Source organism: Sphaerisporangium perillae (assembly GCF_023276435.1).
GTDB classification, from domain to species: Bacteria; Actinomycetota; Actinomycetes; order Streptosporangiales; family Streptosporangiaceae; genus Sphaerisporangium; species Sphaerisporangium perillae.
This window is the reverse complement of the sequence record NZ_JALLPO010000033.1, coordinates 103,427-119,141: the sequence shown is the minus strand read 5'-3', so window position 1 is coordinate 119,141 and position 15,715 is coordinate 103,427. Positions and strand designations below refer to the sequence as shown.

The following is a 15,715-nucleotide window of genomic DNA, read 5'->3' as shown; positions in this document are numbered from 1 at the left end:
ACCATCCCCCGGCGCCCCCCGCCCGCCCAAGCCATCCCCCGACGCCCCCGGCCCACCCGAACCACCGCCGGGCGCCCCCGACCCAGCCGAACCATCACCCGGCACCGGCCTTTCAGGGGACCCATCATCAGGCACCGCCCTATCAGGCGCGCCATCACCCGGCACCGCCCTCTCAGGCGCGCCGCGTTCGGGGGTGACGCTCTCGGAAGGAGTGGCACCCTCGGAAGGAGTGGCGCTCTCAGGATGGGTACCGCTCTCGGAACGGGTACCGCTCCCAGGAGGGTTACCGCTCTCGGGAGGGTTACCCCGCGGCGGCTCGGTGGTGTCCTGCCGGGCGAGGCCGTGCGCGGCGGGCAGGTCGCAGAAGCGGACGGGGATGCCGGCGCGGGCGGCGTAGCGAATCGCCTGCCACTCCGGAGAGAACGCCGCGAATGGCCAGAAGGCCGCCCTGGACGGCTGACCCGGCACATGCGCCAGCAGCGCGACCGGGGGCTCCATGTCAGGATCGGCCGCCAGCGCGACGAGCGCGTCGGCCTCCGGCGGCCCCTCGACGAGCACGATGTCGGGACGCAGCCTTTCGAGCTCCGCCACCACGGCCCGGGCCGAACCAGGCCCATGGTGCCGGACCCCGAGCACTGTGGCCACCGGAACGGCCCGCGCCGCCACCTCGCCCCCTGCCGCCCTCAGATCGCCCCCCGCCCCGCGAACCACCCCCACTCCCGCCACAGCACCCACACCCGAGGCAGCCTCCGCACCCGGAGTGGGCTGGTCAGGAGACATCACGGCAGGCCCGGTAGAAGTCACGCCAGTCGGGACGCTCGCGGACTACGGTCTCCAGATATTCCTGCCAGATGACACGGTCGGACACCGGGTCCTGGATCACCGCCCCGATGATGCCCGCCGCCACGTCGCCGGGCCGGAGCACACCGTCGCCGAAGTGCGCGGCGAGTGCGATGCCACTGGTCACCACCGAGATGGCCTCGGCGGTGCTGAGGGTGCCACTGGGCGACTTCACGGTCGTGCGCCCGTCGGCCGTCACGCCGGAGCGCAGCTCGCGGAAGACCGTCACCACGCGCCGGATCTCCTCAAGCCCGGTCGGCGTGGCGGGCAGTTCGAGGGAGCGGCCGAGCTGGACGACGCGCCTTGAGACGATCTCGACCTCCTCCTCGGCGCTCGCCGGGACGGGCAGCACGACGGTGTTGAACCGCCTGCGCAGGGCGCTCGACAGCTCGTTCACGCCCCGGTCGCGGTCGTTGGCCGTCGCGATGACGTTGAACCCCCGGGACGCCTGCACTTCCTCGTTGAGCTCGGGAATCGGCAGCGTCTTCTCCGACAGGACGGTGATCAACGCGTCCTGCACGTCGGAGGGCATGCGGGTGAGCTCCTCCACCCGAGCCAGCCGCCCCTCCGCCATGGCGCGCATCACCGGGCTCGGCGTCATCGCGTCACGGGACGGCCCCTCGGCGAGCAACCGGGCGTAGTTCCACCCGTACCTGATCGCCTCCTCGGCGGTGCCGGCCGTGCCCTGCACCAGCAGCGTCGAATCACCACTGATCGCCGCGGCGAGGTGCTCCGACAGCCAGGTCTTGGCGGTGCCGGGAACCCCGAGCAGCAGCAGCGCCCGGTCGGTCGCGAGGGTGGCGACGGCGACCTCGACGATGCGGCGGGGCCCGACGTACTTGGGAGTGATCTCTCGGCCGTCGCCGAGGAGGTAGGTGGTCACGGCCCAGGGCGACAGCCGCCAGCCGGGTGGCCGTGGCCGATCATCCGACTTGGCCAGGATCGCCAGCTCGTCGGCATATTGGTCTTCCGCGTGCGGACGCAGAACGGTCATCTCGGCTTCAGCTCGCTCTCGCGTAGTGGGCCCGGTCGATGGCGGTCGTCAGGACAGAAGTGATCACGGTCGTGGCTCCAGCTCCGCGAGCATGTCGAAGCGGAACCGCAGGGTGGCGGCAACTTCCTGGACGGGCGGCTCGGGCGACAGCCGCGCCGCGATGTCGTGCACGGCCGGGTCGACGCGCTCTCCGGCCAGACGCACCAGTTCGCCGAGGTTCCACGGCTGGCGTCCCGCCGTGTCCAGGATCTTCTCGAGCACGGCCTTGGCCAGCGCGGCCCCCCAAGGAGCCGGCACTCCGCCGAGCATCATGATCAACTGGCCGTCCACGGGCTGGTCGCGCACCAGCTCTGCGGCCTTGTCCGCTCGCTCTCCGGGAGGAAGCACGGCGAGCAGGTCGGTCAGCGGCTCCACGGCGAACAGCGCCCGTGCCCACGTGGGATCGTTCTGCAGCACGGCCGCCCGCTCCCAGCCGAGCCTGATCTCCCGCGACCAGTCACCGATGTTCAGTGCGACGATCTGCTTCGCCGTGCGGCCGAAGTGGGCGGTCCAGAACACGAGCGGGGTGTGGGCGATGACCTGCTGGAGCCACCAGCTCCGCTGGCCGGTGCCGCCCGGGGCACGCGAACGGACCCCGTCGCGCTCCATGCCGGCGTCACAGGCCGCGGGGGGCTCGGCGAGCAGCCGGTCACCGTCGTCGGACAGCCTGAGGCAACGGGCCGCACGGTCGGCCATCCTGCGGCCGAGCCGCGAGGCGGGAAGCCTGGTCAGCAGGTCGGCGGCCTGGCTTCTGACCTCGCGCCGGCGGTCGTCGAGCGCGGCTTCCAGGAACGGCTCGTCGGCCATCGACAGTCCCTCTGCCAGCGCGTGGACGAACGCCGCGCGGTCCTCCGGGGACTCGCTCTCCCAGCCTCGCCGCAGCAGCGCCCGCGCCTTCGCCGGATCGGCCGCGCGCAGACCCCTGAGGTAGGCCAGTCGATCACCTCGCGTGCCGAACTCCCATAGCTGATGCGTCTCCACCCCGTCCTCCTCACCAGCGCCGCTGACATCGCCGGCACCACCGGCCTCGTCCGTGGGACCCGAGCCGTCTGGCGCGCCACCATCGGTCGCCGAGGCGGAGTCAGGGGGCACAGGAGCACCTGCCGAGAGGGATTGAGAGGGCGCGGGAGCGCCGGTCGAGGCGGGATGAAGGGCTACGGGAGCACCGGCCGAGACGGTGGCGGGACGGACGGTGGCCTCCTCCAGGAGATAGGCCCAGGCGGGGTTGAGGGAGGCCAGCCACCGGCCTCTGGCTCCCGCCAGCACGCCGATGGGAGGCCGCAGGGACCGGTCACGTGACCCGTGATCGAGCACGGGAGGGAGCAGCTTCGGCGGCAGGCGGTACCCCCGGGCGGCGGCGGCCTCCAGCCATTCGGGCAGCAGCCGGGGCTGCTCACCGCCGAGAATGCGGGCCACCCGCTCACCCGCCGGACGCGGCACGGGCGGCTGCTCCTCGGGAGGCGCGACGGGCAGCGGCTCGCCCCTATGGAGCCGCTGCCCCGCCCGTGCCCCCACCGTGTGCGCCGCCGCCTGGCCCAGGAGATCGGGCACAGGACGCCGGTCGGTGCCGACCAGCGCCGCGGACACCAGTCGCTCCCACTCTTCGACCGTGATCACAGCACCACCACCTGGCCTTCTTCGTCCCATGTGGTGAGCGGGCGCAGCCCCCGCGGCGTCCATTCGGCCGCCACGGTGAGCGGATGGCCCCCGGACACGGCGAGCAGCCGCCAGGGAACCCCGACCGACGGATGCAACGGCATCCCGTCGATTCCTCCCGGTGCGCCGGCGGAGACGGCGGCGTCAACATCGGCGTCGCGGGCCGGAGCGGGGTCTGCGCGGAGGGTGGCGTCATCCGCGTGGAGCGCGGGAGCGGGAGCGGTGTGGTCGTCCGCGTCTGGGGTCGCGTCGTCGGCCGCGTCGAGAGCGGAGCCTGCGCCCGCGTCGTGGTCGTGGGCGGGGTCCTGAGCGGGGTCCGCATGTGAGGTGGCGTCCGGCTCCGCGTCTACGTCTGCGTCGCGGGCGTGGGCGGGGTCGTGATCGGGGTCCGCATTGGGGGTGGCATCTGCGTCCGCGCTTACGTGTACGTCTGCGTCTGCTAGGAGCCAGCGGTCGGCCTGCCTGGCGGGGACGACGGGGCCCAGCACGACGGGCCAGGACTCAAGCCAGGGGTCGCCTTCGAGCGCGGCGGCCACTTCTCTCAGTGCCACCCGGACCCCGGACCCCGCCGGAGCGCCGGGAGGCATGACCTCGTGCCGGACGGCCACCAGCGCGCGCAGCGGGGAGGCTCCGGGATAGAAGGCGAGGTCGGCGTCGATGGTGGTGCCGACGACCAGCGAGGCGTCCAGAGCCTGGCCCGCCGGAGCGAAGGACAGCACGAGCGCGGGTCTGCCACTCCTGCGCCCCCACAGCCAGACCCGCCGCGAGACCAGGCGGTCCTGCTCCTCGTCACGCCCGCCGAGCACCACCCAGTGGTCACGCTGTGTCGCGCCCGCGAGCACCTCCTCACGTGGGGTGGGGAAACCCACCCGCGACCGGATCGTGTCCCGCAGTGGCGCGGGAAGCTCCGGGGCGCGGCGGTGGCCGACGGCGAGCAGGTGGAGCAGGCCGTACTCCCCGAGCAGGCGGGCCGGCCAGTCTTCCTCCGTCAGCACGCGGGGCAACCGCCCGACGACGCCCGCGACACCGGGCGCCTGCGCGTCGACCAGCCGCCGGGTCAGCTCTTCCCACTGCGCCGGAGCGTTCTGCCGCGCCGTGGCGAGGCCCTGCCCGATCTGGTCTGCGAGCCATCGCTCGAGTTCGGACAGCCCGGCGGCCACACGCTGCTCACGCTGGGCCGCACGCCGGTCGGCCGCCGCGCCGTCACCGGTGCCGACCCGGGACCGGTCAGTCCGGCCTGGCCCGGGTGGAGACGCGTCCGCATAAGAGACGTCGCCGTCAGAGACGTCACCATCGTCAGAAGCAGCACGATCGGAGGCGCCACTGTCAGAGACGTCACCATCAGAAGCAGCACGATCAGGGGCGCCACCGTCAGAAGCGTCATGGTCGGAAGGGGCGCCGTCAGGGGACGCGCCGTCAGAGGTCGCGGCGGCCTTGACGGCGCGGGCGCGGCGCTGCTGAAGCCACTCGGCGACCCAGGCAGGAGAGGACTCGGCCGACGGCACACTGTCGGCCGACCACAGCAAGAGGAGACCGAGAGCGTGCTTGCAGGGGAACTTGCGGCTCGGGCAGCTGCACCGGTAGGCGGGGTCGCCAAGGTCGACGCACGCGAGATACGGCTTGGTGCCACTGCCCTTGCACTCGCCCCAGAGCACCTCGGGCATGACCCCCATCGCCGACCACTTCGCCGGCGTGCTCACGCTCTGCGCACCCTTTTGGGAAGAGGCGTCGGGGGCGAGCGCGAGCACTTGATCACGGCTCCAACGTTCGATCACGACCGGCACACTAGCGACGGCCTCCGACAAAATTCCGTCCTCACGCAGGCGCGCGGACCCCGACCGCACACGCCGCTCACCATGGCGACCAACCGGCCTGGCGGACCCCGGCTCGCAGCGGAAAGAGCACGAGAAAGGGCTCATGAAAGAGCTAGAGGTGTCCACGAACGTCCGCTGGCTTGCCCGCCGTACGAGGGTGCCGGCATCGCCGTACACCTACTCACCGCCACGGCGCCCTGCGACAGCACCACACCGAGCAGAAGGGAGGCCACCCAGCGCAGACCACTGGTCACCACATCCGCACAGTGCGAGCGAACAGTGCGAGCGAATCGCCGGAGGCCAAGGTGGCCGGGTCGAAGCCCGTGCGGCGCGGAGCAGCCAGACCGAAGCCATGCGGTCCGGAACACCCCCGCCGAAGCCGGGTGGGCCGGAACACTTCGCGCCGAAGCCGGTGTGGTCCGGGTCATTCCGGCAGAAAGCGGGTGGGCCGGATCATTCGTGCTGAAGCCGTAGTGAGTCGAGGTAGGAATACGGGCTGTGCGGTGGGTACGGGTGGACCATGAGTCTGATCTGGGAGCAAGTAGTGATCGACGCCGCCGATCCGGTGGCGCTCGGCGAGTGGTGGACCAAGGCGCTCGGCTGGGTCGTCGTCAACGATTCGGCGGAGGAGTACGAGATCCGGGTGGCCCCCGACATCCTGCCCGGGATCATCTTCGTCCGCGTGCCCGAGGAGAAGAAGGGCAAGAACCGGCTGCACCTGGACTTCCGGCCGCAGGAGCAGCAGGCCGAGGTCGACCGGTTGCTCGCGCTCGGCGCTCGGCCGGCCGACGTGGGCCAGGGCGCCCAACCCTGGGTCGTGCTGGCCGACCCCGAGGGCAACGAGTTCTGCGTGCTCGGCCCACGCGTCACCTGAGAGAGCCGGAACTGTCAGGCGACACACGGTCCGATGGTTTCTGGACCTGCCCTTCCCGCGCCATCTGAGAGAGCCAGGACTGTGAGGCGATACATGGTCCGACGGCGTCCGGACCTGCCCACCCCCGCGCCAACCTGACAGGTCCGCCTTTCCAGCCGATACACCGTCCAACGGGGTCCATGTCCGCCTAGCCGACACAGCGACCGAGACGGCCCAGGTCCGCACAAATGGCGTGTCAGCCCAGAGGGGCCTGGCCTGCTCAGAGCAGGTGGCGGTGCCTGCTCAGAGCAGGTGGCGGTCGGTGTTCGGTGTGCTTGGCTTGCGGGGTGGCCTGGCGGGCCTCACGGGTGCCCTGATGGGTTCGGTGAGCTCGGTGCGGGCACCGCGTTCGCCGCCCAGGCGCTGGGGCGGGCGTCAGTGGTGGGCGAGGCCTGCTGATCGTAGGTGGCGTAGCGTCCAGCCGTGGCCGTCTGGATCCAGGCTGCTGGTGGCGGCGGTGAACAGTTCGGCGGCGCGCCGGTAGGAGAGCCGTGCCCGGCCGCTCACGGAGCATCTATCACGTGGCGGAGTGGCGGGCCCCGCCCGCCGTTGCGTCAGCAGGAGGGGGCCGCTGGTCCGGCCGAGCAGGAGCAGTGGCAGGAGCCGTGCCGTTCCTGCGCCCCAGCGCATCGCCGGGGTGCCGCGTACCCGCCGTCGGGCCAGGTCGAGGTCGTCCACGTCGAGGGCGAGAACGCGTTCCACCGGCGCGGCCGTCTCGTACAGCAGGCGCCAGCACGTCTGTTCACGGAGACCGGCCGGCAGCTCGAAGATCAGCGCCATCTGTTCGGGAGAGAGCACCGTGGGCGTCGGAGCCGGGGCCGCCGGAGGACGGAGCCGCTGTAGCGGGTCACCCTGGATCCAGCCCTGGATGCGCCACCAGGCGAGCGCGCCGCGCAGGATGGAGAGTTCCCGGCTCAGGGTGCGGGGATCCGCGGTCGCGGCGCGCTCGCTCAGCGCCGCTCGCAGGCGCTGAGCGGTGCCGGGGTCGTCCAGCAGAGCCAGCGGCACGATGGGCGGGACGGCGCCGCGGCGAGCCTTGCCGTGCGGTGGGGTCCTGCAGACGAGAGGCCACGCCCACGTGGCGAGCGCGATGCGGTAGACCCGGCGCGAAGCCTCCCCGAGCTGCAACGTCGCCAGGTAGTGATCGATCGCCACCGCGTACTCAACGGGCGCGGATGATGACGTCACGCCCACCTCACCATCGCCATCTGATCTACTGCCGCCCCGCACTCGACCGGCCCGGCGGGGGACGCCATGCCGACCTTGTAGCCACGGTGATCGCTGGCCACCGCGTACTCGGTGGGCCCAACTGGTGACGTCATGCCTACCTCTCAATTGCGGTGGGGAGGGCTTCGGCTGGGGTGCGGGTAATGGGGGTATGCCGCAGTAAATAGTGGACGCTGCGGGTAGCTCGTGGAGCAAGATGCCGCAGTAAATATGGATCTGCCGATAGGTGCGTAACGAGTGTAGCGCGGCGAAATGGGCAGGTGGGAGCAGCAGATTTGATGTCATACGTCGCTGCGAGCCTGTGCGGAGATCCTGCAGTATAGGGACTCAACCTTTCTTAGCCTGGCGATTGCGAACCGGCTGGTTGGCGCGTCAGGGTGGTGCGACATGGCGTGGAACCTCATTCGACGGCGGCTGGTGGCGTTGTCCCATCGGAACCAGCGGCTGTTCTTCATCGGCGAGGCGACCTCGATGCTCGGTTCGTCGATGTCGTCGCTGGCCGTGACCTTCGCGGTGCTCGGCGGCGGGGGCACGCGGTCCGACCTCGGGTACGTCATGGCGGCGAGGATCGTCCCGATGGTCGTGCTCCTGACGTACGGGGGCGTGATCGCCGACCGCCTGGGGCCCCGGCGGGTCATGCTGGCCTCCGACGTCCTGCGTTGCCTCACCCAGGCGGTCCTCGGCGGGTTGCTGCTCCTCGGTCACCCGCCCATCTGGGCGTTCGTCGCGCTCGTCGCGGTCTGGGGCATCGGGGAGGCGTTCTACATGCCGGCGCGGGGAGCCCTCATCCCCCGGGTGGCTGCGGGCGGCGCCTCGTACGAGGGCGGATTGCGGGACGCCAACGCGCTGGCGGGGCTGGCCCAGTCGATGGCGTCGGTGGGCGGGCCGGCGCTCGCCGGGCTCGCCGTCGCGGTGGTGGGTCCCGGCGTGGTCGTGGCGCTGGACTCGGGCACCTACGCGGTGAGCGTCGTCGCGCTCGCCCTCCTGCGCGTTTCCGATCACGTCCCGAGACGCGGCCGGCGCGGCTTCCCCGGCCGATCGGGGGTGCGGGAGTGGGCGGGGCTGCGAGAAGAGGCGGGGACGAGCGGAACAGGGATGCGAGGAGATACCGGGACGAACGAAGGAGCGGCGATGCGGGAGGGGATGCGACCAGAGACGGGGACGGGTGAAGGAGCGGGGATGCGGGAAGGGTGAGGGCACTTTCGTGGGCGGACCTGGCTGTGGGTGACCACCTTGCAGTTCACGTTGTTCAACCTGCTCGTGTGGGCGCCGTTCCTCGTGCTGGGGCCGGTCGTCGCCGAGGAGCGGCTCGGTGGGGCCGGGGCCTGGGGCCTGGTCATGGCCTGCTACGGCGCCGGTGCCGTCTGCGGCGGTCTGGCCATGATGGGCGGCCGCGTGCCGCGCCGTCCGCTGCTGGTCGCGACGGTCGCCACGTTCGGCTGGGCTCTCCCTTCGGCCGCCATCGCCGCGGGTCTGTCCCCTGCGGCCATCGCGGGCGCGGCGCTGGTCGCCGGCGCCGGCTCCGCGGTCTGCGGCACGCTCTACGCGACCACGAACCAGCAGTACCTGCCGGCGGGGGTTCTCGCGCGGATCACCTCTCTCACCACCGTGGGAGCGTTCGTCCTCGGCCCCGTCGGGCTGGCCGCGGCCGGGCCGGTGGCCTCCGTCGCCGGCGTCACGGCGGTGCTGGGCTTCGGCGCGGTCTGGCAGGCCATCGCGGGCTTCGTCGTCCTGGCCGTACCGGACGTGCGGAACCTCCCCGCGGGCGGCGCCCGCGAAAGATCGGCGGAGTACTCATCATGACGTTCCCCGCGAAAGATCGGCGGCGTGCTCATCACGACGTTCCCCGCGAAAGATCGGCGGCGTGCTCATCACGACGTTCCCCGCATAAGATCGGCGGCGTGCTCATCACGACGCTCTCCGCGTACCCGGACGGGCCTTCGCTCCCCGCCGCGGACGACGGTGAGGCCCTGCGTGTCGCGAACGAGAGCCTCACCGAGGCCGAAGCGGTCGTCGCCGTGGACGACGACGGACGGCTGAGGTTCCTGCGCAGGGACGTGTCGGGGAGGTTCGTCGCGCTGCAGGAGCGTCCCGCTGTGGCCGACGCGCTCGGCCTGCTCCCCCACCCTGAGGGCGGGTGGTACCGCGAGACCTGGCGGACGTCGGCGGGCTTCGAACCGGCCGGATACGGCGGGACGCGGCAGAGCGCGACGGGCATCTACTTTCTGCTCCAGCCCGGTGAGGAGTCGGTCTGGCACGTCGTCCGCTCGGACGAGGTGTGGTTCTGGCACCGGGGCGGCCCGCTGACCCTCCTGCTGGGCGGCACCGGCGACCGGCCGGGCCACGAGCAGGCGATCACACTCGGTCCCGGCGTGGAGGACGGCGAGGTGCCGCAGGCTCTCGTGCCCGCGGGCACGTGGCAGGCGGCCCGCCCGGCCGGGGCGGAAGGCGTCCTGGTGAGCTGCGTGGTCTCCCCCGGCTTCGACTTCGCCGACTTCAGGGCCATCTGACACTCGGCTTCGACTTCGCCGACTTCAGGGCTATCTGACTTCGGCTGAAACTTCCCCGCCTTCGAGTCGTGCGACCCCGGCTTCCACCTCGCCGGCTTCCCAGCCATCTGACTTCCGCTGAAACTTCGCGGGCTTTCGAATCGTCCGTTCCCGGGTTCGGCTTCGTCGGTTTCCGAGCTGTCGCAGTTCATCGGCGGCACCTCAAAGCTGTTTCGGTATGCCGTGTCGAGCCCGGCCGGAGCCGTGTGCGGGGCGGCATTCTAGCTCGTTCCAACGCATCCCAGACGCGTTCTGAACAGGTAAATGTGCACACTTAACGCCCCATCCGGCCGGGCCCGGGATGCGAATGAAGGGGGCAGCAACGCGACCGACGTAATGACATCGATGAGAGGTTCATCAAAATGAAGCAGACCCTCGCTCTCCCCGGCGTCGTCCTGGCCGCCGGCCTGGCCGTCGCGGCCCTCGCGCCTTCCGCCGCTCAGGCGGCGCCGGCCACCGCATGGCCCACCGGTGTCCGCACGGCCGCCTCACCGGCATCGGGAACGGCATCGCGGGCGTCGCACCGGTGAAGAGGGACATCGCCAGAGGCATCGCGCGGACGCCGAAGAACTGGTACACCAACCTGCACACCACGAAGTTCGGCGACGGCGCCGTCCGCGGCCGGCTCCGCTCCGCGCACGGCTCCTGGTGACCTCGGCGTCTCCGGGCGCGACCGCCTGAACCACCATGCCCGTCGCGGGGAGATCCCCGCGGCGGGCACGCCACGCGTGGGACGGCCCGGTGGCCGTGTTGGGGAATCGCAGCTCAGGCGGGAGAATGCATGGCAAGCGCCCATGCGAGGAGGTCAACGGTGACCCGCCAGATCGTCTCCGTCGTCGGTGGAAAGCCCGCCGAGGACGCCAACGCCACGACCTACGACTCGGTCAATCCCGCCAGGACCGCCGAGACCGTGGCCAGAGTCCGGCTCGCCGGTGAGGCGACCTTCGCCTGGGCGTGCAGCGTGGCCTCCGCGGCCCAGCGCGAGTGGGCGCGTGTTCCGGCGCCGGTCAGGGGGCGGGTGATCGCCTCCATCGGCCGGCTGGTCGAGGCGAACGCCGAGTCCCTGGCGCGGCTGGTGACCGAGGAGATCGGCAAGCCGTACGCCGAAGCCCTGGGCGAGGTGCGGGAGATCGTCGACACCTGCGACTTCTTCCTCGGCGAGGGACGGCGGCTGTACGGCCAGACGGTGCCGTCGGAGATGCCCGACAAGAGCCTGTTCACCTTCCGGGTCCCGGTCGGGGTGGCCGCGGTGATCACCGCGGGCAACTTCCCCGTCGCGGTGCCGAGCTGGTACCTCGTCCCGGCCCTGCTGTGCGGCAACAGCGTGGTGTGGAAGCCCGCCGAGTACGCCTCGGCCTCCGCGCACGCCCTGTACCGCCTGTTCGCCGCGGCCGGACTGCCCGACGGGGTGCTCAACCTGGTGTTCGCCGGCGGGCCCGCGACCTTCGCCGGGCTCGGGGAGGCGCTCGCGGAGGGCACCGTGCAGAAGGTCGGCTTCACCGGCTCGACCGCCGTCGGCCGCGAGATCGGCGAGTTGTGCGGGCGGCATCTCCAGTCGCCCTGCCTGGAGCTGGGCGGCAAGAACCCGATGGTCGTCATGCCCGACGCCGACCTCGACCTGGCGGTGGAGGGCGCGCTGTTCTCGGGGTTCGGCACGGCGGGGCAGCGCTGCACGTCGCTCGGTACGGTGCTGGTGCACCGGTCGGTGCGCGAGGAGTTCCTCGCCCGGTACGCCCGGGCCGTGCGGGAGGCGACGGTCGGTGATCCCGCGGGCGACGTCCTCTACGGCCCGATGCTCGACCACCGGTTCGCCGAACGCTACGAGGCCTACCTGGACTGGATCGAGCCGTACCACACGGTGGTCACCGGCCCGACGGGCCGGATCACGCGGGACAATCCCCGGGGCGGCTTCGACGGCGAGGGCGGCCTGTACTACCACCCGGTGGTGGTGGACGGCGTGCGCCCGGGTGATCGGCTGTTCCTGGAGGAGACCTTTGGGCCGATCGTCGGCGTCACCGCGTTCGGCAGCCTGGACGAGGCCATCGAGCTGGCCAACCGGCCCGGCTACGGGCTCTCGTCCTCGATCTACACCACCGATCCCAAGGCGGCGTTCCGGTTCCGGGCGGGCATCGGAGCCGGCATGGTCAGCGTCAACAACTCCACCTCGGGCGCCGAGGCGCATCTGCCGTTCGGCGGCAACGGCAAGTCGGGGAACGGCAGCCGGCAGTCGGGCCAGTGGGTTCTCGACCAGTTCACCCGCTGGCAGGCGATGAACTGGGACTATTCTGGCCGTCTGCAGAAGGCGCAGATGGACGTCGCCGAGATCATCCCCGACCTGGACTTCCGCCTCTAGGGCGCCGCCGTCCCGGGCCGGAAGGCCACGCCCCCTTCCGGCCGTCCACGAACCAGAAGGTCAGGCCCCCTCCGGCCGTCCACGAACGAAGGTCAGGCTCCTCCACGGACCGGAAGGTCAGGTTCCCTTCCTGCCCTCGCGGCCGTCGTATCCGAGTAGGCGCATCGCGGTCTCGGGCTCCATGGCGGCCGCGAGCAGTTGCGCCCGCTCGATGGCCCGGTCCCTGGCCTCCTCGGCTCTGGCCCGTCCCGCGTGCTGGGCTCGCAGGATGACGATGGCGACCCCACCGCCGACGACGAGCAGCGCCAGCAGGACGAGCAGCCCGGCGACGACGTTGGCCGACGACGTGGCGGTGGCCTCCGCGCCGGTGGCGGGCGTGCCGCCGAACACGGCGACCCCGGCGAGCACGAACGCGACCAGCGCGGCGGCGGCCCCGAGCGCGATCACGACGGGGCGGAAGGAGCGGCGGCCGGCTGGCGCCGGGCCTGGCAGCGCCGGCGGCGGTGCCTCCTCGGGCCGGGGACGGTCGGGGCTCCAGGGGATGAACTCCGGCGAGCCGCCCGCGTCGGGAGAGGGGTTCTCCGCCTGGTGGGCGAGCGCCGCCGAGGCGGGACCGTTGAGGATCACGGCCCCCGCGTCGCCGGGGAGCAGGGTCGCCGGGCCGTCGGGCGACCTGGAACCCGCCCCGTTGCCGGCCCCCGAGCCGTTGGTGGGCCCCGGGCCAGTGGCGAGCCCCGGGCCGTTCGCAGCGCCCGGGCCGTTCGCCGCGCCGGGGCCGTTGGGGCCGGACGGGTGCGGGGGTGACAGCAAGGGCGCCGTCGCGCCGGTCGGCGGGGGCAGGAGCGAGGGCGCCTGCGTGCCGGCGCCCGGCGAGAGCGGTGCGGTCCCGGCAGGGGCGCCGGGGTGGGAGAGGACCTGGCCGGCGATGACCGGGACGGGCAGCTCGGCCGGGCGCGGCCGGGGCAGCGGCGAGACCACGTGGCTGTGCGTGCGGTGGGCGTCCGCGGCGACCTCGTGGTAGGCCTCCAGCTCCTCGTAGAAGTCATCCGAGGCGTACATCGAGCCGTCGACCAGCGGCCCCCGCGTGCCGTCGATCACGGCGATCACGTCGTCGCCGTTGAGGGTCTTGTGCTGTTCGAGGGCGTGCGCCACGCACAGCACCTCGCGGCGGTTCTCCTTCAGCAGGTCCTCGGTCTTCTTCAGCAGCCTGGCGAGGTTGAACTCGATGCGCTCGGCGAGCATGTCGGGGGTGAGGTGGTCGCGGCGCCCGCCCGGCTCCTGCGTGTAGCCGATGCCGCCGCTCCCGCCGGGTCTCGGGGCCGCCTTGCCGTCCCGGATGCCGAGCTGTTGCAGCGCGGGGAGCGAGGCGACGCCGACGCCCATGCCCCAGTACGCCTCCATGAGGCCGGTCACCATGGTGGCGCTCTCCAGGTCTCCGGAGACGCCCGAGGAGTTGTCCTGGCCGAAGAACATGCGCTCCCCCGCGAGGGAGGCGAGCGAGACCATGATGTCGGCCTCGTACTCGCTGCGCCACCGGGTGAACTGGTCCTCCGGCTTGATGCTGGAGACCATGCCGAGGTAGTCGGCGCCCTTCTCGATGGTGGCGAGGTCGATCTCGAGGTGCTGGCGGGTGCGGTAGGCGGCCACGGCGTGGCAGGCCTCGTGCACGGCCACGGCGTGGCGTTCCCGCTCGATGTACTCGACGTCCTCGGGCGGCCCGAGCTGCTTCAGCCGCTTGGCGGTCATGACGTCCGCCCAGGTGATGACGTCGCGCCCGCCGCGGATGGCGGTGATCAGCGACTCGTTGACCAGGTCCTTGATGGTGGCGCCCGTGGCGTACGGCGTGATCGTGGCGAGCTTGTCGAGGTGCTCGCGGGTGAGCTCGTGGCGGACCTTGTCGAAGTATCCCTGGTAGGTGCGGACGCGCCCGGCCTTGGACGGGTAGCCGACCTTGTAGATGCGGTCGATGCGGCCGGGCCGCAGCAGCGCCTCGTCGAGCGAGTTCGGCATGTTGGTGGCCATCATGACGAGGATGCGGTATTTCGGCGGCGGCTTGGGCCGCATGCCGAGGAGCCTGCGCACGTAGCGGTTGAGGAAGCCGCGCGGCTTCTTGAGCCCGGACAGCTCGGTCAGCAGCGCCTGGAGGGTGCCCTGGTCGCCGCTGGCCCCCATGCCCATTCCGCCCATGACGACGCGGTCACGGCCGGGTTCGGGCTCCTCGACGCGGGACGGGCCGAGCGCCTGCCGGGTCAGCTCGGCGCGCGTATGGCTCGACAGGTAGCCGAACCCGTGGCAGCCGCCGGTGGAGAAGGGCGCACCGGCCGAGAAGCCGCCTCCGCCGGGCGGTCCCTGCTGGGCGAGCGCGCCGCGCCGGCCGAGCGAGTCGGCCTCGTCGAAGAAGACGATGACGCCGCCGTACCGCAGGGCGAGTTTCCTCAGCTTGCGGAACAGGGACTTCACCTTCAGGATGCCGATGCCCATGAACATGTTGATGAAGGCGCCGGGGTCGACGAAGACGTACGGCCGCCCGGTCTCGCCGGCGACGGCCTCGGCCATCAGGGTCTTGCCGGTGCCGGGAGGCCCCCACAGGAGCAGGCCGCTCGGCACGTAGCCGCCCTTGGCCTCGATCTCGTCGGGCTTCTCCAGGAAGACGATGTTCTCCTTGACGCGCTCGACGACATGGTCCTGTCCCCACACGTCGGAGAAGCGGGTCTTGATGTCGTCGGGGAAGTAGGTCTCGACGCCGCCCCTGGACATGAACCAGAAGAGCCCGACGAACTGGACGATGACGAAGAAGAACCCGAAGGCGAGCTGCAGCCCGTACGGGAGCACCTGCCACAGGAGGGCGGGCGCCTGGAACAGTGCGAGCGCCGGGGAGACGTCGAGGATCTGGCCGAGCACGAGCGCCAGAACGGCGATCCAGAACAGCCACTTCAGCGCCCTGGCGATGCGGTAGCGGTTCCAGTCGCTGAACCGGCGGCGGCTCCAGCGGTCGAAGCCGCCGAAGACCTTGGTGGTCCAGAAGTGGTGGTAGCGCGCCGACCGCTCGCTCACCAGGAAGTGGACCTGCCGCAGGGCCTCCAGGCCCATCAGGACCGCGATGATCGAGCCGCCGCGACCCGCCGCCGTGTCCCGTACGGCGTCGCCGAACGGCATGATGCCCTCGAACGTCGACATCTCATGCCATACCAGCACGAAGAACGCCAGCGTCAGGATGAGCAGGAACTTGATCCGGTCCCAGAACGGCATGGTGACCCGGCCGGCGGAGACCGGACCGGAGTCGGGGGCGCGCAGTCCCGTGGGCTGCTCAGGGGCGGAGGCGTGTGTCAT

General features: G+C 71.7%; 13 protein-coding genes. 6 read left to right on the top strand and 7 right to left on the bottom strand.

The features are described from left to right. From MYF83_RS44495 to MYF83_RS29380, 4 genes are all read right to left on the bottom strand, one after another. Positions 1-780, bottom strand: a 780-nt coding sequence (locus tag MYF83_RS44495; protein WP_372500272.1) for a DUF5682 family protein, incomplete at its 3' end; no start/stop codon positions are given. Next, positions 770-1,834, bottom strand: a complete 1,065-nt coding sequence (locus MYF83_RS29390) for an ATP-binding protein (protein WP_248963984.1) — start codon at positions 1,832-1,834, stop codon at positions 770-772. The genes MYF83_RS29390 and MYF83_RS44495, both read right to left, overlap by 11 nt. A 63-nt stretch (positions 1,835-1,897) precedes the next feature. Then, positions 1,898-3,490: a DUF5691 domain-containing protein gene (locus MYF83_RS29385; protein WP_248963983.1), complete on the bottom strand. Its 1,593-nt coding sequence runs from the start codon at positions 3,488-3,490 to the stop codon at positions 1,898-1,900. Further along, complete coding sequence (locus tag MYF83_RS29380; RefSeq protein ID WP_248963982.1) at positions 3,487-5,229, bottom strand: SWIM zinc finger family protein; 1,743 nt, start codon at positions 5,227-5,229, stop codon at positions 3,487-3,489. Before MYF83_RS29380 ends, MYF83_RS29385 begins: the two co-directional genes overlap by 4 nt. Positions 5,230-5,863: 634 nt before the next feature. On the opposite strand from MYF83_RS29380, the gene MYF83_RS29375 reads away from it, so the two are divergent. Continuing rightward, positions 5,864-6,217, top strand: a complete 354-nt coding sequence (locus MYF83_RS29375; RefSeq protein ID WP_248963981.1) for a VOC family protein — start codon at positions 5,864-5,866, stop codon at positions 6,215-6,217. Between the two features lie 414 nt (positions 6,218-6,631). Here MYF83_RS29375 and MYF83_RS29370 read toward each other — a convergent pair whose 3' ends face one another. Further along, positions 6,632-7,444, bottom strand: a complete 813-nt coding sequence (locus MYF83_RS29370) for a site-specific integrase (RefSeq protein WP_248963980.1) — start codon at positions 7,442-7,444, stop codon at positions 6,632-6,634. Further along, complete coding sequence (locus tag MYF83_RS29365) at positions 7,441-7,578, bottom strand: hypothetical protein (RefSeq protein WP_248963979.1); 138 nt, start codon at positions 7,576-7,578, stop codon at positions 7,441-7,443. The genes MYF83_RS29370 and MYF83_RS29365 overlap by 4 nt, the downstream gene beginning before the upstream one ends. Positions 7,579-7,870: 292 nt before the next feature. On the opposite strand from MYF83_RS29365, the gene MYF83_RS29360 reads away from it, so the two are divergent. From MYF83_RS29360 to MYF83_RS29340, 5 genes are all read left to right on the top strand, one after another. Beyond that, complete coding sequence (locus tag MYF83_RS29360) at positions 7,871-8,677, top strand: MFS transporter (RefSeq protein ID WP_248963978.1); 807 nt, start codon at positions 7,871-7,873, stop codon at positions 8,675-8,677. 39 nt (positions 8,678-8,716) lie between these two features. Next, positions 8,717-9,286, top strand: coding sequence for an MFS transporter (locus MYF83_RS29355; RefSeq protein WP_248963977.1), 570 nt, complete (start codon positions 8,717-8,719; stop codon positions 9,284-9,286). 98 nt (positions 9,287-9,384) lie between these two features. Beyond that, positions 9,385-9,993 (top strand): cupin domain-containing protein, encoded by a 609-nt coding sequence (locus MYF83_RS29350; protein ID WP_308201514.1) that lies wholly within the window; start codon positions 9,385-9,387, stop codon positions 9,991-9,993. 499 nt (positions 9,994-10,492) lie between these two features. Further along, the gene (locus MYF83_RS29345; protein ID WP_248963976.1) at positions 10,493-10,684 is read left to right on the top strand and encodes a CHRD domain-containing protein; all 192 of its coding nucleotides are present in this window, start codon (positions 10,493-10,495) and stop codon (positions 10,682-10,684) included. 159 nt (positions 10,685-10,843) lie between these two features. Beyond that, positions 10,844-12,385, top strand: coding sequence for an aldehyde dehydrogenase family protein (locus MYF83_RS29340; RefSeq protein WP_248963975.1), 1,542 nt, complete (start codon positions 10,844-10,846; stop codon positions 12,383-12,385). Between the two features lie 117 nt (positions 12,386-12,502). On the opposite strand, the gene MYF83_RS29335 is transcribed toward MYF83_RS29340, so the two are convergent. Then, on the bottom strand, positions 12,503-15,715 hold the full coding sequence (locus MYF83_RS29335) for an AAA family ATPase (RefSeq protein WP_248963974.1): 3,213 nt from the start codon (positions 15,713-15,715) through the stop codon (positions 12,503-12,505).